This is a genomic window from Paenibacillus sp. FSL H3-0321 (genome assembly GCF_038002865.1).
Classification (GTDB): domain Bacteria; phylum Bacillota; class Bacilli; order Paenibacillales; family Paenibacillaceae; genus Paenibacillus_AQ.
Window position 1 is genome coordinate 2,214,194 of record NZ_JBBODH010000001.1, and the last position, 20,971, is coordinate 2,235,164.

12 protein-coding genes are annotated in these 20,971 nt (G+C 50.9%); 5 read left to right on the plus strand and 7 right to left on the minus strand.

What is annotated here, in order from left to right; genetic code table 11:
• Position 1: 1 nt before the first annotated feature.
• The 4 genes from MHI45_RS09770 to MHI45_RS09785 all read left to right on the plus strand — a co-directional run bounded on the left by MHI45_RS09770 (position 2) and on the right by MHI45_RS09785 (position 8,345).
• Positions 2-937, plus strand: coding sequence for a transketolase family protein (locus MHI45_RS09770; protein WP_340897026.1), 936 nt, complete (start codon positions 2-4; stop codon positions 935-937).
• A 12-nt stretch (positions 938-949) separates the two neighbouring features.
• On the plus strand, positions 950-2,449 hold the full coding sequence (gene glpK / locus MHI45_RS09775) for a glycerol kinase GlpK (protein WP_341119035.1): 1,500 nt from the start codon (positions 950-952) through the stop codon (positions 2,447-2,449).
• Between the two features lie 390 nt (positions 2,450-2,839).
• The gene (locus MHI45_RS09780; RefSeq protein WP_340897025.1) at positions 2,840-4,072 is read left to right on the plus strand and encodes a nitrate/nitrite transporter; all 1,233 of its coding nucleotides are present in this window, start codon (positions 2,840-2,842) and stop codon (positions 4,070-4,072) included.
• 37 nt (positions 4,073-4,109) lie between these two features.
• Complete coding sequence (locus MHI45_RS09785; protein WP_341119036.1) at positions 4,110-8,345, plus strand: sulfite reductase subunit alpha; 4,236 nt, start codon at positions 4,110-4,112, stop codon at positions 8,343-8,345.
• A 744-nt stretch (positions 8,346-9,089) separates the two neighbouring features.
• Here MHI45_RS09785 and MHI45_RS09790 read toward each other — a convergent pair.
• The 7 genes from MHI45_RS09790 to MHI45_RS09820 form a co-directional block, all read right to left on the minus strand.
• The gene (locus tag MHI45_RS09790; RefSeq protein ID WP_256718067.1) at positions 9,090-10,112 is read right to left on the minus strand and encodes an SGNH/GDSL hydrolase family protein; all 1,023 of its coding nucleotides are present in this window, start codon (positions 10,110-10,112) and stop codon (positions 9,090-9,092) included.
• A gap of 145 nt (positions 10,113-10,257) precedes the next feature.
• Positions 10,258-11,883: a hypothetical protein gene (locus tag MHI45_RS09795; protein WP_076109946.1), complete on the minus strand. Its 1,626-nt coding sequence runs from the start codon at positions 11,881-11,883 to the stop codon at positions 10,258-10,260.
• Between the two features lie 110 nt (positions 11,884-11,993).
• Entirely contained in the window at positions 11,994-15,041 is a 3,048-nt protein-coding gene (locus MHI45_RS09800; RefSeq protein ID WP_076109947.1) for an alpha-mannosidase, read from the minus strand.
• 97 nt (positions 15,042-15,138) lie between these two features.
• Positions 15,139-16,761 carry an extracellular solute-binding protein gene (locus MHI45_RS09805; protein WP_076109948.1) on the minus strand — a complete coding sequence of 541 codons (1,623 nt, stop codon included), beginning with the start codon at positions 16,759-16,761 and terminating at the stop codon, positions 15,139-15,141.
• Between the two features lie 101 nt (positions 16,762-16,862).
• On the minus strand, positions 16,863-17,759 hold the full coding sequence (locus MHI45_RS09810; protein ID WP_076109949.1) for a carbohydrate ABC transporter permease: 897 nt from the start codon (positions 17,757-17,759) through the stop codon (positions 16,863-16,865).
• Positions 17,760-17,770: 11 nt separating this feature from the next.
• On the minus strand, positions 17,771-18,685 hold the full coding sequence (locus MHI45_RS09815; RefSeq protein WP_076109950.1) for an ABC transporter permease: 915 nt from the start codon (positions 18,683-18,685) through the stop codon (positions 17,771-17,773).
• A 276-nt stretch (positions 18,686-18,961) separates the two neighbouring features.
• Positions 18,962-19,810, minus strand: a complete 849-nt coding sequence (locus MHI45_RS09820) for a helix-turn-helix domain-containing protein (protein WP_076109951.1) — start codon at positions 19,808-19,810, stop codon at positions 18,962-18,964.
• 155 nt (positions 19,811-19,965) lie between these two features.
• Here MHI45_RS09820 and MHI45_RS09825 point away from each other — a divergent pair, with 155 nt between their 5' ends.
• Positions 19,966-20,907 (plus strand): MTP-1 family protein, encoded by a 942-nt coding sequence (locus tag MHI45_RS09825; protein WP_076109952.1) that lies wholly within the window; start codon positions 19,966-19,968, stop codon positions 20,905-20,907.
• The last annotated feature ends 64 nt before the right edge of the window (positions 20,908-20,971 follow it).

Below are 20,971 nucleotides of genomic sequence, written 5' to 3' on the forward strand. Positions count from 1 at the left end.
AATGAACAAGATTCCTAACCGCCAAGTCATCTGTGACACACTGCTGGAATTGGCCAAAGACGACCGGGATATTATGGTACTAGCCAGTGATTCACGCGGTTCTGCCGCGATGGCTCCTTTCGCCAATACATTTCCGGAGCAATTCGTCGAGGTGGGTATTGCAGAACAGAACATTGTAGGCATGTCCGCCGGCTTGGCCCACAGCGGCAAGAAACCTTTTGTCACTTCACCTGCCTGCTTCCTGAGCATGCGCAGCATTGAGCAAATCAAGGTTGACGTCGCTTATTCGCGGACCAATGTGAAGCTGATCGGGATCAGCGGCGGAGTAAGCTACGGCGCGCTTGGCATGTCCCATCACTCCGTACAGGACATCGCGGTGGCCCGCGCCATTCCGGGACTGGCGATTGTGCTTCCCGCCGACCGCCACGAAACGAAGAAGCTGACCGAAGCACTGGTTAAATATGACGGCGGCGTATATGTGCGGATCGGACGCAACCCGGTCGAGGACGTATACGAATCCGACGATTACCCGTTTGAAATAGGTAAGGCTGTAATTGTGCAGGAAGGTTCCGATATTACGATCATTGCCGCCGGTGAAACCGTACGCGTTGCCCTCGATGCCGCCAAGGCTCTCTCCGAAAATGGCGTATCCGCACGGGTCATCAACATGCATACAATCAAACCCTTGGATGAAGAGGCCATAATTGCTGCGGCACGGGAGACCGGACGCATTATTACAGTTGAAGAGCACAGCATTTATGGCGGTCTTGGCGCTGCCGTGGCGGAGGTTGTCGTCCAGCATCATCCCGTTCCGATGAAGGTGCTCGGCATCCCGGATGAGCCGGCCATTGCCGGCAAAACAGCGGAGGTCTTCCGCCACTACGGCCTTACGGGCGGCAATATCAAGCAAATCGCACTCGAATTGATCAACAAGTAAAGGGCGAAACATATGGACCACAATCAGAAATATATCTTGGCCATTGACCAGAGCACTTCAGGCACCAAAGCACTCCTGGTAAACTCTGAAGGAGCAGTCATTGCCCGCAGCGGAATGGCGCATAAACAGCACTTTCCCCAGCCCGGCTGGGTAGAGCATGACCCTCTCGAAATTTATGATAATGTCATAAAAGCGGCCCGCAGCGTGCTGGAGCAAACCGGCATCCACCCAGCGGAGCTGGCTGCCCTGACCCTCACGAACCAGCGGGAAACTGCGCTGATGTGGGATAAGACAACCGGGCAGCCGGTATATAATGCCATCGTCTGGCAATGCCAGCGTACTGCGGACCTATGCGCCGGGCTGAAACAAGCGGGTCACGAAAGCACCATCCGTGCCAAAACAGGACTTATGCTCGACCCTTATTTCTCCGCCACCAAATGGAGCTGGATCATTAGGCATGCAAAAGGAGCAGCAGAACTGCTGGCCGAAGGAAAGCTGCTCGCAGGAACCATAGACAGCTGGCTGATCTGGAAGTTGACCGGCGGCAGCACACATGCTACCGACTATACAAACGCCAGCCGCACCTCGCTGTTTAATATCCATAACTTAGAATGGGACGAAGAGCTTCTCCGGATTTTCGATGTCCCACCTTCCCTGCTGCCTGAGGTTAAGCCGTCCGATGCCATATTTGGATATACGGCGGATAGTAGCCTTTTTAATGAAAGAGTCCCGATCTCAGGTGTGATCGGGGATTCCCAGGGCGCATTGTATGGCCATCTCTGCTTTAAGCCCGGAAGTGCCAAGGCCACCTTTGGTACCGGCACCTCTGTGTTGATGAATATAGGCGACACCCCGATAGATGGCGGTGACGGTCTTGTAACTGCTATCGCCTGGGGGGCGGGGGGAAAGGTGACGTACGCGCTTGAAGCCATCATCCGGACAACAGGTGATAGCATCAAATGGACGCAGGATAATTTAGGGCTTTTCTCTACCTTAGAGGAAATGCAAGAATTGGTCGAAAGTGTTCCCGCGAACGACGGCGTTTATCTTGTGCCTGCCTTTGTCGGAATGGGTGCACCCTATTGGGATCCTTACGCCAGGGCGGCTATTACTGGCATGAACCGCGGAACCACCAAAGCCCATATTGTCCGGGCTGCTCTGGAGAGCATTGCCTATCAAGTTAGGGATGCGGTGGAATTCATGGAGCAGCAGTCCGCCATTCAACTGCTCGGTCTGCGGACCGACGGCGGAGCTTCATCCAATGTCTGGCTCATGCAATTTCAAGCCGATATCCTGGGCAAAGTGGTGACTCGGTCGACCTGCGCTGAACTGTCAGCCATGGGCTCGGTATATCTCGGCGGGCTCGGCACAGGTGTTTGGTCCGACCCCGAGCAGCTTGCAGCCCAACTTACGCTGTACGAGACATACAAACCCAAGTTAGATGCAGCCACCCGCCAAAATAATTACACAGGCTGGCAGCGGGCTGTCCAGTCCGTGGTGCAGCGGAATTAAAAGAGTCCACTCACCAAAATCAATATTAATATGTCATAATATATAACACACAAAATCAGTAATACGCTCTAAAAGTGCATAAATATTAAAATTATTAAATTTTATGTTATTATTATTGACATTTGCGGTGTGACTATTTATATTGACAATATAAGATTTCAACGACACAACATTGTGTCAACGAAGGACGCAACGGTTTCTCCCCACAATGCTGTGGCTCGGATGGCTTGTTGCACCGGTATTACTACATCTACTTATAAAGTCAGTCACGATGACGTGGCTGCAATTGGCAATGGGGCCGATTAACAAAATCCGCAGTGCGGGTTCTGTCAGTCGGCCCTTTTTTGTCAATTCACTTACTTGGGGTTCATAAAAAGGAGGATGTCAGCAATGGAAGCCAAAGGTTTTCGCAAGGCGGGTCATGCCCCGAGTTTGTTCTCAGCTTTTTTGTATTTTGACGTAAGCTTTATGATTTGGGTGCTGTGTGGAGCTCTATCGCTCTACATTACCAAGGACTTCGGATTATCGGATACTCAAAAAGCAGCTATGGTCGCCATCCCTATCCTCGGCGGCTCGATATTCCGGATTCCGATGGGCATACTGGCTGACCGCATTGGCAGTAAAAAAGCAGGCCTAATCGGGATGTTCCTCACCATTATCCCTCTTCTGTGGGGCTGGCTTGGCGGAACCAGCCTGCTTCAGGTCCATATGATCGGATTCCTGCTTGGTTTCGCAGGTGCAAGCTTTGCCGTATCGCTTTCCCTTGCAAGCCGCTGGTACCCTCCGCAATATCAGGGGCTGGCGATGGGCATTGCCGGCGCAGGGAACAGCGGAACCGCGCTGGCCACTTTTTTCGGACCGCAGATCGCCCAGGCTTACGGATGGCACAGTGTGTTTGGGCTTGCGCTGATTCCTCTGGCGATCGTTATGATTGTTTTTGCCATATTGGCTAAAGATGCCCCGAATGCCCCTGCGCCCAAGCCGCTCAAAGACTACCTCAGCGTCTTCAGGCATGCGGATACCTGGTGGTTCTCGATGTTCTACGCCATTACCTTCGGCGGGTTTGTCGGGTTCGCCAACTATGCGAGCATTTTCTTCTATGATGTGTATGGGGACGGCGTACACTCCGGGGGTCTAACCAAAGTTCAGGTGGGATACCTGGTTACCATCACAGTCATTGCGGGCAGTTTCTTCCGGCCTTTAGGCGGCTGGATCGCGGACCGGATTGGCGGCATGCGCCTCCTTCTTGTTTTATACAGTGTGATTTCAGCATGTGCGTTTGCCATAGCGTCAATGCCGGGTTCATTCCTGGTGATGCTGCTCTATACCAGCGTAATGATGGCCTGCCTCGGGATGGGTAACGGCTCAGTCTTTCAGATCATCCCCCAGCGTTTCTCCAGTGAGATCGGAGTCATTACCGGAATTGTCGGTGCTGCCGGAGGTCTTGGCGGATATTTGCTGCCGACCTATATCCTGGGCCCGCTGAAGCAGTCCACAGGCTCACAGGTCACCGGATTTCTGTTGGTCGGTTCCATCGTGCTCCTTACCACCCTTATCTTTTACGCGGTAACAAGATCCTGGAGAAAATCCTGGGCGAAGGCAGAATCCGGGGTGAATTTCTAACCAGCTTGTGCAGAAAACTTTGAGGCGGTGAACTCACATGACAACTGGCAAAATCAAAAGCGTCTGTCCTTACTGCGGAGTTGGCTGCGGGATCGTACTCGAAGTATCGGATAACCGCGTGGTCAAAATCACCGGAGATAAGGAGCATCCGGCCAATTTCGGCCGGCTGTGCACCAAAGGCAGTACTGCTGCGGCCGCGATCACAGAATCCGGCCGGATGGAGTATGCATACAGCCGCCCGTCCCGGGGGACTGAACCTGTCAAAATGGAAATAAATGCAGCCATCCGCGATACCGCGCAGCGGCTGCGCAGCATTCTGGAGGAACACGGACCGGAAGCCCTCTCCATCTATGTATCGGGCCAGATGTCTTTGGAGGCCCAGTACCTGATTAATAAGCTGGCCAAGGGCTTCATCCGGACGCCAAATGTTGAGTCCAATTCACGTCTGTGCATGGCAGGTGCCGGAAATGGCTACAAGCTCTCTCTGGGAGCGGATGGGCCTCCGGGTTCTTATCAGGATATGGATCAAACGGATTTATTCTTCGTTATTGGCGCCAATATGGCCGACTGTCATCCGATTCTGTTCCTCCGGCTGATGGACCGGGTGAAGAGCGGAGCCAAGCTGATTGTCGTTGACCCCCGGCGGACGGCAACTGCGGAGAAAGCCGATTTGTTCATGCAGATCAGACCCGGAACGGATCTCGCCCTGCTCAACGGACTGCTGCATCTGCTTGTAAAAAGCGGCCATACGGACCCGGCCTTTATCGGCCGCTTCACCTCAGGCTTTGAGAGCATGGAGGAATTCTTGGAGGATTATCCGCCGGATAAAGTCTCCGAAATAACCGGCATCCCGGAAGCTGATATCCGGCAGGCAGCCAAGTGGATCGGTGAAGCGCCGGAGTGGCTGTCCTGCTGGACCATGGGTCTCAACCAGAGCATCCACGGCACCTGGCACACGAATGCCATCTGCAACCTGCACCTTGCTACAGGAGCCATCTGCCGTCCGGGGAGCGGCCCCTTCTCACTCACCGGACAGCCCAATGCCATGGGCGGCCGGGAGATGGGCTACATGGGTCCAGGCTTGCCGGGTCAGCGTTCTCTGTTGTCGGAAACCGACCGAAGCTTCATAGAAAAGCTGTGGGAGATCCCCCGGGGAACGCTTCGAACCGATGCCAGCGGCGGCACCATTTCCATGTTCGAAAACATGATCTCAGGCAAAATCAAAGCCTGCTGGATCATCTGCACCAATCCGGTGGCTACCGTTCCCAACCGCAAGAAGGTAATCGCTGCCCTGGAAGCGGCTGAACTGGTCATTACCCAGGACAGCTTCCTGGATACGGAGACCAACCGGTATGCGGATATCCTGCTGCCCGGAGCCTTATGGGCTGAAGGTGAAGGGGTGATGATTAATTCGGAGCGCAACCTGACCTTAATGCAGCAAGCCGTCGAGCCGCCTGGAGAGGCCATGCCGGACTGGCAGCTTATCGCCCGGGTAGCCGCTGAAATGGGTTATGCTGAAGCTTTTTCCTACTCTTCTTCGGCAGAGGTCTATGCGGAAATCCAGCAAGCCTGGAATCCGAAAACAGGATACGACCTGCGAGGGGCCACCTATGCACGGCTGCGTGAAACGCCTGTGCAGTGGCCTAGTGCGCCGGATCAGCCGAACGACCGAAATCCGATCCGTTATTTGAACCGTCAAGGCGGCACTGCACTAAGTGGGCCTCCAAATGACAGTTCTCCGGATATCGTGTTCCCGACAGAAAGCGGGAAAGCCGTATTCTGGGCACGTCCGTATATGCCGCCTGCAGAGATGCCGGACAGCGATTATCCCTTTGTGCTGAATTCCGGCCGCTTGCAGCACCAATGGCACACGTTGACCAAAACAGGCAAAGTTCCCAAGCTCAATAAATTGAACCCGGGCCCCTTTGTGGAAATTCACCCGGAAGATGCTGAGGTGCTAGGAATTAAAGACCGAGATCCGGTGGAACTCCGATCGCGGCGGGGGCTGGCAATTCTCCCGGCGGTCCTTTCAGACCGCGTGCGCCCCGGCAACTGCTTTGCCCCCTTTCACTGGAATGATGTCTTTGGGTCACAACTGGCTGTCAATGAAGTTACCAATGATACCGTCGACCCCCTGTCCTTACAGCCCGAGTTGAAATTTTGTTCTGTGTCACTGGTCAAGGCCGCAGGCCAGCCTTTCGGGGAACCGCATGCGCCGGTTATGGACAGTATTCCAACTTCAACTCCAGCCAGCGCTGAGACCGCCCGTCCGAAGGAGGCCGTAACTATGAAGCAACTCGACACGCTCGCGGGCATGCTTGGGATAGAAGCCCCCGCAACCATGATTCTGGATAGCCACGAACAGGCTTATCTGTCCGGCTTCATCACTAGCCTGCGCACCGAGGCTGGCCGGTCCGCATCTGGCATTCCGGTCCTGCCGCCCGCTGCGCCTTTTGAACCACCAACCCGCTTCTTTGTAGATGGCCTGCTGGCGGGCATGTTCTCCCGCACTCCCCTTCCCGGGGCGGAAGCTGACTCAAGACCCCAACCGTTATCGGATCCAGCCCCTTCGGATGCTGCCCCGTTCCCGGAGAACACCACGACAGCCAACCTTCCGGTAACCATCCTATGGGCCTCGCAGACCGGAAATGCGGAGGGCGCAGCTATTGACTGTGCCAAGAAGTTACAGCAAGCCGGTTATGATGTGCAGCTTGTAAATATGAATCAATATTCCGTGAGCGATCTGGCCAAAAACCAGTCTGTCCTGTTTATCGCCAGCACCTTCGGAGCCGGCGATCCTCCTGACAATGGAGAAAACTTCTTCCAATCCCTCAGGGCAGAGAATGCTCCACAGCTCCAGGATCTGCGGTATGCCGTGCTCGCTTTCGGGGATTCCAATTACGATCTCTTTTGCGGCTTCGGGCGGAATCTGGATACCCGTCTGGAGGAGCTTGGTGCACAGCGGCTGCTTGACTGTGCCCATTGCGATACGGACTTTCAGGAGCAGGCAGATGCATGGACGAATGATGTCTCTGCACTGTTGGGCGGATTTACAGGCAGCCCGAAACCCGTTATACCCGCCGCAGCAAGCGGTATCTCATCCACTCCGGTTGCCGAATCCATCCCGGTTGCCCCAAGTTCGGAACCACGCGGATATCACCGGAACCACCCGGTACTTTCACGGCTGCTGTTCAAGCAGAATCTGAACAAGACCGGATCTGAAAAGGAAACCCGCCACTATGCCTTCGACCTTACACCTGCCGGAGTGCAGTTCGAAGCAGGCGATGCTCTGGGGGTGTGGCCTGCCAATTGCCCTGATTTAGTGGGCAATCTGCTGCATACACTGGGCATTGAGCCTGCTACCCCGGTAACGGTCAAAGACCAGGGAGAACTATCGGTGACCGAAGCACTGCTCCGTCATTTTGAGATTGCCCGGGTTACTCCAGACATGCTCCGCTTCATCCGGGACCGCGCTCAGGATGTCGGGTTAAGCAAGCTCCTAGAAAGTGAGAACCTGGCGGACCTCAAGCAATGGCTTTGGGGTCGTCAACTGATCGATGTGCTGCAGGAATTCCCGGTTTCCCTCAGTGCACAGGAACTTTTGGAACAGCTCAAGCCCTTGCAGCCTCGCCTCTATTCGATTTCTTCCAGTCCGAAAGCAAATCCGAACGAGGTTCATATAACTGTTTCCACCGTTCGCTACGAGAACAACGGAAGCGCCCGCAAGGGAGTATGCTCCACATTTCTCGCCGACCTCGCTACAGAGGATACGGACATTCCCATTTTCATTCAAAAGAATGTCCATTTCCGTCCACCGGCAAATCCTGATGCCCCGATGATTATGGTCGGTCCGGGTACAGGCATTGCTCCGTTCCGCGGCTTCCTGCAAGAGCGTAAAGCATCCGGAGCCAAAGGAAAAAATTGGCTGATCTTCGGGGAACAGCGGAAAGACTGTGATTTTTATTTCTGCGATGAGCTTGAAGTTCTTCAGACGGAAGGCTTCCTGCATCGGCTGGATACAGCCTTTTCGCGCGATCAGGCTGACAAAATCTATGTACAACACCGCATCCTTGAGTATGGAGCCGAGCTATGGGCCTGGCTTCAGGAAGGCGCGCACTTCTATGTATGCGGAGATGCCCAGCAAATGGCCAAAGAAGTAGATGCCGCACTTAAGATGGTTATCCAGCAACACGGCGGTATGACTGCGGATGAAGCGATTAACTATGTAAAAGAAATGTCGTTATCCAAGCGGTATGCGCGGGATGTCTATTAAGAAGACTATTGATCATCACATCAATTTTGTTTTGAGTGAAGAGGGGCGGAGTATACGTCTTTTTCAATGTTATAAGGCAAAACGATGCATAAAATCGTCCGGTTAGAAGCAATGATTCACCTAAACAAGGCCCCGCCAGTATAATCACTGACGGAGCCTTGTTTTATTTATATTCTTGTCCTCTGATTATACTCCCTCTCGCAAACGTTCAATCGTTGATGATGTCCACCCGGTTAGAGCGTGTCTTCAAACTGGAGGAGCTCTTGGAAGCAGGGATTTAGTATTGAAAGCAGGGGCCCTAAAAGCCTGCAGCGGGTTCGTTTACTCGTTAAGGACTCAGGAGACGCTATGGAGAGTAAAACCCCTGTTTATTCTCTTTTGCGGACCCAGACGACCTTATCTGCTCTGCATTCTATCTAAAAGCGGCCATCAGGGAGAAATAACTGCGCTGAAGTCCGTTTTCCTACTGTAACAGGCTAAAAGCTCCAAATAAGCGCAACTCAGTCCGTTCATGCTTAGGAGCCAGGAATACACTTTCCGGACGCACACACGTCTTCGTAAGAAGAGCGAAGTCTCTGAAACACCGAAACGTAAGCCTCCACCAAAAAACTACCTTGTGGTGAAACGCCTTTCTCCGCGTGTGATCAGAAAATGCTACGTAGCCGTTATAGTTACCGGGGAGCAGATTAAGATTTTCTATGGTATCAAAACCCTCTGACCACTCTCCATCCCCCGCTATTAGGTTCAGAACACGCATTCCGTAGCAATCAACGGACGCTTAAGCAATTCCCATCCGGTCTTGGCGGATATAAAAGAGGCCAGCTCCCACCCCATCCGGTAATGCGTCTGATAGCCGGGATGGTAACGGCCGCCCCATCCTTCCACCTCTGGATGAATCAGCCCTAAATCAACCAATAAAATCTTTCCGTTTCCAATTTGATTAAAATAGGCCACGACCTTATTCACACTGGCAAGATAGTTGTTGTTCATGGTTCCAACACAGCAAAAGACATAGGGATCGTTGTATTGCTCCAGGATAACCTGAATGAACTTTATATAAGCGGCAATATACTCCTCATCATCAATTGGCGTAGAATAATCGTTTTGACCCAAATTAATGACAATTCCATCAGGAGTATATCGGGAAAAGTCCCATGGCGCTGTCTCTTTGCCGAGGGTCCCGAAAAAATGCTCCGGCAATCCATGCCTGTTCCCTACGGCATCCTGCCAAACGCCAATGCCGCAAATGGCCATCGTATGATATTCCGCGTTCAACATTCTGGCGCTGATCCCGACATAGGACATGTAGCCGTCGTCAAGATGCGGGGCTTCAGCGAGCACATGCGGATGGCCGATCCCTGCTCCATCTGTGATGGAATCCCCAAAGTATTCAAGCCGGATAGGTCCGGCCGCAGGCGGGGCAAGGAAGCTTCCGCCGTTAGGAAGAGCAAAATGATGAAATGCGATATTTCCGGTCAAAATCCCCGTTCGCTTGTGGATTTCCAAAGTGTGCTCACCATCCGGGAGTCCCTGTTCGATTATGTATACATGAACCCCCTTCTTCAGATTAATCCAATTACGGGCGATCCCGTCCAATACGATTTCAACGTAATCCTGGCCGCCGGAATCCTCTGCTGTCATAGAGATGGCCGTACCCCGGAAGGCAAGATGAACAGCACTGTTAACCCATCCGCATTTCGGATTCCCCTTCTCAGTCAGATCAAATCTTCCCATCAGCCTGGTGTACTTGGTAAAGTCAAAATCCAAAGTAAATCCTCCCATCAATTTCTGCATAGACTACCCAATTCCCATCCGGCACAGGCAGCTATCACACCCTGCATAAAGGACCCTTCCGGAGTTCATAGCGCTTCCGGAAGGGTCCTTATTCAGTTAGCACATCTGATCTGGCACTCTATTGACCGTTCTTTCCTTGAACCGGAGTAAGCCCTAGCTTCGGATTCGCCAGGTCGAGTTTGTACATGACTTGATTGTAGTTATACCGTGGTGTTGCGACATGATTCGTAAACGTATTCGTAAAAGTCCCCTCGAAGTAGATCACCCGGCCGCCATCCTTATTGAAGTTTTTGTGCTGGGCAACGTTGTAAAAAGTATAATTATTGTGCGTTACGATCTTTTTGGCATGAGTCCACGGACCTTGAGGCGCCGGAGCTTCCGCGTACCAGATTTCTCCGAGCACCGATGTCTTTCCCTGCAGCTGCTGCCCGATCATCACGTAACGCTGCCGGTAATCGTTCCATTCGACGGAGCTTGAGGAGATTTGAACCTCTTCGCCGGTATCAGCATCTTTCAATTGATAATAATGCAAGTCGGCCGCTTGAATCACGCCTAAACGGATCAGTTCCTTCTCTTGATCCTGCTTAAGCGGTGGAGTATTCTTTTTCCAACCCCATACAAGCTGGCCGTTTGTGTCGCGTTCCAATGACGTTTGAGCTCCGTTGTACGTCGTTCCCGGAGTTAAAGCTGTAAACGATTCATATTGAGTATAGTCGATGATGGCGTCATAGCTTGCGGAAACGCGTAAATTCGGCATCCGGTGTTCGGTAAAGAGCCAATAGCCCGCCCCGTTCTCTTCATAATAGGTCGCCTGCCCGCCCGGATGGCGCCAATCGTCTTTGGAAGGGAACTGGACGACTTGCTCGAACTCCTTAATATTGTCATTAAAGGCAAGAATGCCGAAGGCGCTGAGTCCGGGATTATGGGTACTGTATCCGGCGAGCAGGCGCTCATGTCCGGCACTGTCCTTGGCGGTCATCAAACCGAACACCCAAGCTATTCCGGCGCCGTCAGGCAGCTGCGGCACCAAGCTTTTGACGAAACCGTCCTCTTTTGTGAAATAGTCCAGATTCACGCCGGCGTCCGGATCCAATCCGCCGTTTTGCGGCATCTGAGAAGTTGCTCCCGTCACCCGGAAGTTCCCCAGCGGATACGCCGGTCTGTCGGTATCACCCCAGAACCAATACAGCTTATCTTTGTACGTGATCGTCTGCACGGAATCCTGTCCCATGACCAGACCGTTTATCAGCGGCTCCTGAATCGGCGCACCCAAACCAAGGAGCATACTGTCGCGATAAATGCCTTGGCCCGTAATCCGGTACAGCCGTTCAGCGATGTTGACCCGGTTCATCTCGATTGTAATCATCCCCCCGGGCATAATCTGTACAGCCTGCCCACGATTGCCAAACATATCGGCGGGGATATCATAACCGTGGCTCGACAGATGGAAGAAGACCGGCTGATCCATCAATCCGGGTTCGCTGAACGCCACTACACCAGCACTATCCGTGTAATACAGAATGTTGTTCGTCGTCTTCAGCTCAACAAGAGGAATGCCCCGGCCCGTCTCGGCATCCACGACCTTGATCTTGAACGGCTCCTGAACCCCTTTCTTTGCGCTGCTCAGATTCTGCCCGGCGCCGCTTTCCGCCGCCTGCGCTGCAAACGCGCCGCCCGGCGCCGTCATAATCATCAGCACAAGGCAAATCCATATTCCCGCACTTTTCCACTGTTTCATTTTCATTTTGTTGACCTCCAGGCCTTAGTAGATTTGATAGAATGAAATCGTTGCGCTGCAAAACGCCATCTGTTCAAACCACTGATGTGTACTCTCTCCCACAAGCCACCCCCTGCTTATTCATATCGCTCCTTGCGGAGCGCCAATCGAATGGTCTTCACCTCGAATGGACGGAATTGGAGCCTTAGATCTCCGCCTTCTTGCGGCACTTCTGCAATCTTCTCCTCCAGCATATTTGCGTCACTAACCGCCGCAACAGACAGCCCGATGTGAAGTTTGCAGACGACCGAGGCCCCTTTACTCTCGTACAGACGCACAACCCACTCGCCCGATCCGTCTTCGGCAAGCTTGACCGTCTCCGCAATCACATTGGCTTGATCGATGCAGAGTAAGGACTGTGCCCCACCCCCTCCTCCAGGCACAAGGCTGACAGGATAGTTAAGCTCATAAGCTTCGCGCACGACAGGACTGTCGAGAAATGCGCCGTTCCAGAATGTAAATCCATAAGTAAAATGATGCACCCCTTGATCGGACGTTTCATCCGGCCAAGTCGGAGCCCGAAGCAGCGTTAGGCTCATCATGTTATCGTTGACGGAGATGCCGTATTTGCAGTCGTTCAGCAATGCGAAGCCGCGGTTTGCCTCTGCAAGAGCGGACCACTTATGCTGAACCACTTCGTAACGATCCGCATCATGCGGCCGCGAAGCATGATTCGGCCTCTTGACGTGACCGAACTGAATTTCCTGCAGGGACTCGTTCGTATGAATGCGAACCGGAAAATCGACTTTCAGCAGCTTATTCTTCTCGCGCCACTGAATCGTTGTATGGAATTCCACCCGGCGGCTGCCCGCACACAAGCGGATATCCTGAATCATGGTCGAGTGATTTACTTCCCGCTCAACCCGAAGATTCGCGAAGAGCGGCCCATTCGCAGTAACGGATACCCGGGCGTTTGCGTTCAGCTCAATGGGCGCCAAGCGGTAGCGCCGGTCAATCTCCCAGGCATCGAAATCCGAGTTTTGATCCCGGTACATCCGCATGACATTGCAGCAGTCTGCTGCCCATTCCGTGCCGGTCTCCTTATCGAAAATCCGTGTGATCTCACCCTTTTCGTTAATTCCAAGCGCAATCCATTCATTCTCCATATGCGATTCACTTGCAGAGACTGTCGACAGAACAGGAACGACCGGCACTTCCAGTTCAGTCTTGTACGTCGACCAGCCCATGGAAGGAGCCTCCAGCCGGGCGTAGCTAACACCTTCGTGCAATTGCACCGGCAGAACTGCTCCATTCACATTCGTAATCCCGTGAACGCCACTAGGTAATGCTACCAGTTCCCGTCTTATCCAGGACAACGAGTTAAATACGGTAACACTGGAGGACTCGCCGTCCGTGATTGCATCTCTTGCTTCGGAAGCCATGTCGTACACGTTCTTATTCAATTCCATCAGTTCAAGCTGCGCCTCTTCATGGACGCGGTGGATAGATGAGCCCGGCAGAATATCGTGGAATTGGTGCAGCAGCAAAACCTTCCATAGACGGTCCAGCTCCCCGTAAGGATAGGTCCGGTTATTTAAATGCTCCGCTGCAGCCCCCCATAACTCCGCCTCACGGAAGCCAATTTCCGCCTTCCGGTTCAGCTTTTTGATGACCGCTTGTGTTGTATAAGTCCCGCGGTGAGCGGGATAATAGAGCTCTCCTACGTACTTGACATCAGGAATGCCCTTTTCGGTCTGATCCCGGAAAAATTCGATTGGCGAGCCGTGCTTCGTCTTCGGGACGCCCTCCAAATTGCCGAGCCTGCGCATAAACTCAAGATCGTCCCGGTTGGAGCCTCCGCCACCGTCACCATGTCCGAACTGCGTGAGCCGCGTAGAAATCCCATCAAGCTGGACGCGGTCTTTCCACTGATGGATTAAGAACGACGGACTGATCCGAATCGGGTAGTAGTCTCCATAGTTGAGCAGATGCGACAAGATTTGCGAACCGTCGATCCCTTCCCACAGAAACGTATTATGCGGGAACGGATCAGCTACATTATCATAAGTACCGAACAATTTAACGGAACCGAAATACTTTATCCCGCAACCCTTCATGATTTGCGGCAGGTTCCCGGAATAGCCGAACACGTCAGGCAGCCACAGCATTTCGTTGTCTACACCGAATTCTTCCTTGAAGAAGCGCTTGCCGTGCATCGCCTGGCGGATCAGGCTTTCGCCGCTAGGGAGGTTCGTATCGGGCTCTATCCACATGGAGCCTTCGGGAATGATTCTGCCTTCCTTCACCGCTTGTTTGATGCGCGTATACAGCTCAGGATACAGCGTCTTGACCAACTGGAATAAATAAGGCTGGCTCTGCGTGTACGTATATTCCGGATATTCGTCCATGAGTGCAAGCTGATTGGACATGGTCCGCGCAATCTTACGCTTCGTCTCCTCAATCGGCCACAGCCAGGCCACATCCAGGTGGGACTGTCCCATAAGGTACAGGGTAGGCGCCGTTGAACCGTTCACACAGGATAAAAGCGGTTTCATAATCTCCCTGCACTCTTTTACGTTCTCTCCCAGCAATTCCTGACGCAGGGTCAGGTCGACCGTCGCAAATACCTGAGTCAGACAACGATCAATCTCCGCAACGCGGAGAGATTTGACATCGAGATGATTGCGAAGATCGTACAGGCATTCCAAATCAATAAAAAACTGGTACACTTCTTCTTCAAAAATACAGAGTTGCGACTCTCCGAACATCGGCTGAGAATCAGAATGGCCGGCGTACGCCTCTGCGACAATCTCGAATTGCTCGCCGCTTTTCGCCGAACGGGTTAAGGTTACGTAATGATGGTTAAGGTCCTTTGCACCACTCACGACGCCGTCAACATACACGGTCGCTTCGGATCCAAAATCAAGCATAGCCACCAGCCGTTTGCCTTCGGTCTCCTTAGGGACGATGATTGTGGAGCGGAACCAGCCGTACCCCCAATTCTCTCCCCACTGTTGTCCCCTGGTTATGCTCTGGAACGGTTGTTCATCCATTTCATGAATGAACAGCTGTTCCTTTGTCGTAAAACCTGAAAACTCCATTGGAGAAACCTTTGTAATCATAAATTGATTTCTTTTATTCAGAAGCTTTTCGACATGGAATAAAATCTCTTTTTTCTCGTTCAAAGCTCTTCTCACATCCTATGGTTTCGTTATCTTACATCCTATCGCTTTGCGATATATTGCCGCCCCGAAGCAATCAGCAACGGAGGGACAATCTCTATTAGTTTGCTGTTACTCTTTGCGCAGCATCGTTATAAATTTTCAGCGCTTCATCAATGGCGCCCATTTTTTGGACCTTATCAATGAATACCTGCCAATCATCGAAGCTGCTCTTGCCTGCCACGAATTTGGCCTGTTCTTCCGTAACAAACGTTTTTACCGGGTTCATAATCTCCGAGATCCGCTGGTTTTCATCGCCTGTGAGTTGAATCGAAGGTTCGCTCAGCCAGGAAGGAACATATTCGTTCTCAGGCATGGGTAAGCTCGTCAGGAATTGTGACTTCTCAATCGGCACCTCTTCATATTTGCCGTTAAATAGGGTATAGTCTGTCGCGGCAAAATCTACAAACGCTCTTGCGTCACTAACCATCTGCAGGCCAGGGTTATGATTCCGGCTTGCCCGCATGCCGTATTTATCGCCTTCCAGCCACGGATCCTTGGCATTTTTCAACGAGTCCACAAAGGTCGGAATACCATTCTCCCCAATCGTATAGGTCGTGCCCTCAATCCCCCAGGTGATGAGTCTGATCATTTCATCCGAATATTGATAATCAATGAATTTGATCAATTCTTCGGGGTTTTTCACTTTTGAACTTAGACCGTAAGCTGCCCAGCCCAAATCAGGAGTATTGCCATTCACCACTTCCTGCCAGGCTTTCCCGTATTTCGGATTGTCAGGATACAGGGAAACTGCAAAAATCTTGCCATCGTTGGCCGTTCTTGTGTACTCGGCCGGAGTGGTAAACCACTGCGTCAGCCACATAAGGTTGTCGCCATTCAGCGCTTTTCTTTTCAGCGTATCATCTGTATCAATCGTATACTCCGGATCTAACAGCTTATCCGCATACAGCTTATTTGCAAATTGGAGTGCATCTTTAAACCCTTCTTCCAGAACCCCATATACATATTTCTCGCCGTTCCAGAAGATTTCGTCCTTGATATGGTTCGCAGAGAACAGCGATCTCAGGCTGTTCCATTTGGTTGCGACGGGATATTTGTCGGGATAGAGTTTTTTAAGGCTTTTGGCAGCCTCATAAAATTCATCAAGTGTTACCGGAATTTCGATATCATTCGCTTTGAACACGTCATAGCGGTAAGAGGACGTATTCTGAATGAGCATGCCGCGATCCTCGGGGAACCTTGGAGTGGAAGTTTCCATAAAGGTATACATCTCGCCGTCCGGATTCGTTACCCGCTTCATTCCATTTTTCACCTTGCTAATGTAGTTCATATAATTCGGCATTAAATCTTTATATTGGGCTAATTCGAGAAGCTGGCCCTGACCGGCCATTTCACTTGTATCATAAAATAACGGCGTCACGAAGAAGTCCGTCAGATCGTCGCTTGCAATCATGAGTTTGACCTTCTCGTCATACTCGGAAGACGGAATATAGTTATATTCAATTTCCACCTTTTTACCCATGTATGCTTCCATGCGTTTGTGCCATTCCTTGCCTACGAGACTATTCGGATTATCCACGCCATACGTAGGCAGAGTCACCGAAAAGCGCATCACTTCCTGATTCTCTCCATTGGCGGCAGAATTCTTGGAATCATTCGAACATCCTGAAAAAATCATCAGTGCGGCCAACCCGAGGACAAGTATTTTCGCCAGCTTGTTCATTTCATTTCCCCCTAATTTGTACGATAAACCGTTTTTTCAAATCTCATCATTAACAATGAACCGTCCGGGCACTCCCCACTTTATACCGGCACATCCGCAGTTCAGCCTTTGACGGAGCCTACGAATAATCCCTTGGTGAAATGCTTCTGAAAGAAGGGATAGATGCACATAATCGGAAACATGGTAATAATAATGACGCTCATTCGTACCGCCTTCGGATCAAGCGTTTCTCCCGGGGCATTGACAGCAACAGCACCGCCTCCTACCCGCCCTTGAATCGCAGTCGTATCCAAAGTGAACAGATAGTTTCTTAACACCATCTGCAAAGGGTACTTATCCTGATCCCGCAAGTAAATCAAAGCTTCGAACCAGCTGTTCCAGCTTCCGACCAGACCGAACAGAGCAAAGGTCGCAAAAAGCGCTTTCGACAACGGCAGTATGATTTTGAATAGGACCACTAAATCATTCGCCCCGTCGATATAAGCGGAGTCCTTCAGCTCAGAAGGAATATTAAGAAAGAAGGTACGAAATAAAAATACATTATAAGCGCTAATTGCGCCCGGGAGAATCATGACCCATACCGTGTCTAACAGGTTCAGACTGCGCATAAGCAGATAGGTCGGAATTAAACCGCCACCGAAAAACATCGTTATCATAAGGAAGAAGGTTAAAAATTTCTTACCCGCAAATCCAGGGATCGTGAGCGGATACGCCATCATTGCCGTAAAAAGCAGCATAATGCCCGTTGAGCCTGTCGCATAAATAATCGAGTTCAGATACCCTTTAAAAATGTATGGATCATGAAATACCGTCGTGTACGCTTCCAGATTAAATCCCTTAGGCCAAATCGTTACGCTCCCGGAAGAGATGTAACTTGCGCCGCTAAGCGATGTCGCGACAATGTGCAGAATCGGATACAGCACAACAACCAGGATTAACAGCATGATCACAACGTTTATTGCATCGAAAGCTCTGGAACCTAAGCTAACCCTTTTCAACTTCTCACCACCTAGAACAAACTTGTCTCTGATACTTTCCGGCTAATCCAATTGGTCAAGTAAAGAATAATAAAGGAAATAAGCGACATGAACATTCCGATTGCTGTTGTGTACTCGTATTGCGCACCCAGTATACCTTGACGATAAACATAGGACCCAATGACATCCGCTACTTCGTAAGTCTCAGGTGAATAGAGCAGAATGATCTTCTGAAAATCATTTCCAAGAACTCCCCCTACGGCGAAAATCAGCAATATAATTGTGGTCGGCTTGAGCGAAGGCCATGTAATGTGCACAACCTTCTTCCATCGCCCTGCGCCGTCTACTTCAGCCACATCATAAAGCGTTGGATCTATTCCGCTTAATGCGGCAAGGTAGATGATCGTGCCGAACCCGACGCCTTGCCATATACCGGAAGAGATGAAGATGGACCGGAAAAAATCCGACTCCAGAAGAAACATAACCGGTTCTCCGCCGAAAAAGGCGACAATATTGTTAAACAAGCCATCCCTTGCCGTAAATTCCTTAAGCATCCCCGCAACAATGACGACCGAAATGAAGTGCGGGAAGTAAGATACCGTCTGAACAATTTTCTTAAATCTTTTGTTCCTCAGTTCATTGAACAGCAGTGCCAATATAATCGGCGCCGGAAATGACCAGAATAAAGTATACAAACCGAGAAGCAATGTGTTTTTCAAAACCCTAAACGCCATGGGATCATTAAAAAAAGAAATAAAATACTTGAATCCCACCCACTCGCTTCCCCATATCCCCTTGGAAGCGTTAAAATCCTTGAAAGCGATTAAAATTCCGTACATCGGAAAATAGTGAAAAACCAACAGCGTCAGGAAGCCGGGAAGCACCATAAGGTAGAGATAGCGGTGCCTGATAATTCTGGCTATGAACCTGTTATTACTTGTCTTCACAGAAACACCTCCTGACTGCCAACATGTTGTAGTCTGATACGGCTGGTACTAGGCTCACAGGCGCGTGAACTCCGCGATTCAGCCGATTGCAAGCGCATTCATTTTCACCTCCAGATTGGATCCCAACGTCGTCGAAACCGAGTTGCTTCTGCTTTCCGTGTTATACAGATTAGTCCATCATGATGCCGAAAGTTATTATGCTAGGTAAAAAATAGCACATACCATTTACTGCGTCAATATATAAAATTCAAACACAAATTAGATTTATTTCGTATACTATTTATGAATTTTCCCGAATTGGCGGTATCGATGGGGCGTCAGGTTGTGCCTCCGCTTAAACAAGTCATAGAAGTAGCTAACATTCTCAAGTCCGATCTCCAAACTGATATCCACGATTTCCATATCCGTGTTCAGCAGCAAATTCTCGGCGTAGGAAATCCTTAATTCATTGATATACTGGGTCGGAGACATTCCAAGATGCTCTCTGAACATTCTGCATACGTAGGCATGCGATTTACCTGACAGTTGGACAAGCGCGGCCGCTCCCCGCGTAAATTGTTCTTTCTTTTGCACCTCTCTGCATAGAGCCTTTAACCATTCCGGCTGTCCTGCCGGTTCGAACGGCTCCGCTTCGGCCTTGATGTAGCGGGAGAACAGATCGGTCAAGATGGCTCTTACCTCTGCTTTGATAGCCAGCTTCTTCTCCTGCGGGATCAGACTGAGCTGCTCCAGCCGATACCGCACATATTCTTTCTCCGTTTTGGACAACAAAGTCGACGGCGGCATGGCCGGCTCAAGAAGCCTTCCACTGGGGAATCCCTCTCCCAAGAAAGCAATCAGGTCATCCAGGACCTCCCGGTTGAACGACAAATTGATGAACTGGCAATCGCTATCTGTTGTCTGCTCATAGCAATGCACATCCCGGTCCCGTATGAACACGAGAGTATTTTCCTGCAACAACTGACGGTTGCTGTTAATGACATGCACAACTTTTCCCTTCAGAATAAGAAACAATTCAAAAAAGTCATGACTATGCATGCCGATCGTATCGCGCACCGAAGCAATCAGCCGGTAATGGGCCTGAATCTCAGAATCAATGCCGTCCGCCGCGAGAAGCTTCAACATTGGCTATATTCCTCCTTGTTCGTATATGTACATTGATAAAGACAAGTCTTGCAATGTCAAACCACCATAATGTATTCAAAATTGGAGCAAGAATTGGGACATAGCTATCCATTAGGATAGAATTGTTATTGAAGCCTGAAAGGAGATTGCCACAAATGAACTTATTGCAACTGCGTCAGCAATTTGAAGCAAACAAACGCATTTATGAAAGCGCCAAGCTTGTTTTCCACGGAGTCGAAGACTTCGATGTCTACAATCCTACGATCCCGTTTGAATGGAACGGCAAGCGCTACATTTATGGACGCCTGGAAAAACGCCATGAGTGGGCAAGGTCTTGGGTTCGCCTGTTCGAGCAGAGCGGTCCGGATGAGTGGACAGGCGTGCCGGACACAATGATTTATCAGCTTGAAGACCCTTATATTAGCATGATCGGTAAGCAGCTCGTATTGGGCGGTACGCATGTCCGTTACAAACAGGGGCAGCTTGATACTTTCTACGGTTACTTCTACAAAGGCCGTGATATTCATGATCTCTTCTACTTCACGACCGGTCCGGATTATATGAAAGACATTCGGCTCGTAGAGCTTCAGGATGGCAGGATCGGCGTCTTCTCACGACCACGCGGAGAAGGAGTACGCAAGGAATTCGGAAGTGAATCTTTAGTTGGATTCACAGTCATCAACAGCCTCGACGACCTGTCTCCGGAGGTTATCGAGAACGCCCCTAATATCCGAGGCCTGTTCCATGAGGATGAGTGGGGGGGCTGCAACCAGGCCTACTTGCTTGAGAACGGGAAGATCGGCGTCATTGGCCATATCTGTTATGCTCAAGGAGATATATCGACCTATATGAACATGGCCTTCGTATTGGACCCGCAGACGAATCAATTCTCAGAGTTGAAAATCATCGGCACGCGTCCTTGTTATCCAGAGGGTCCCGCCAAGAAACCGCATCTGACGGACTGCACATTCACCGCCGGCATCGAAATGTGTCCCGATGGCAAGGTCAATCTGTACAGCGGCATCGGCGATTGCGAAGTTGGTCGTATTGTCATCGACTACCCGTTCGAGAAGGAAGGTGCCATTGTTACTATTTAAATGAAATTCTCAAGCGTCGAGCTGCTGGATTTGCCAGCGGCTCTTTTTGTTGTCCGTTGACGGC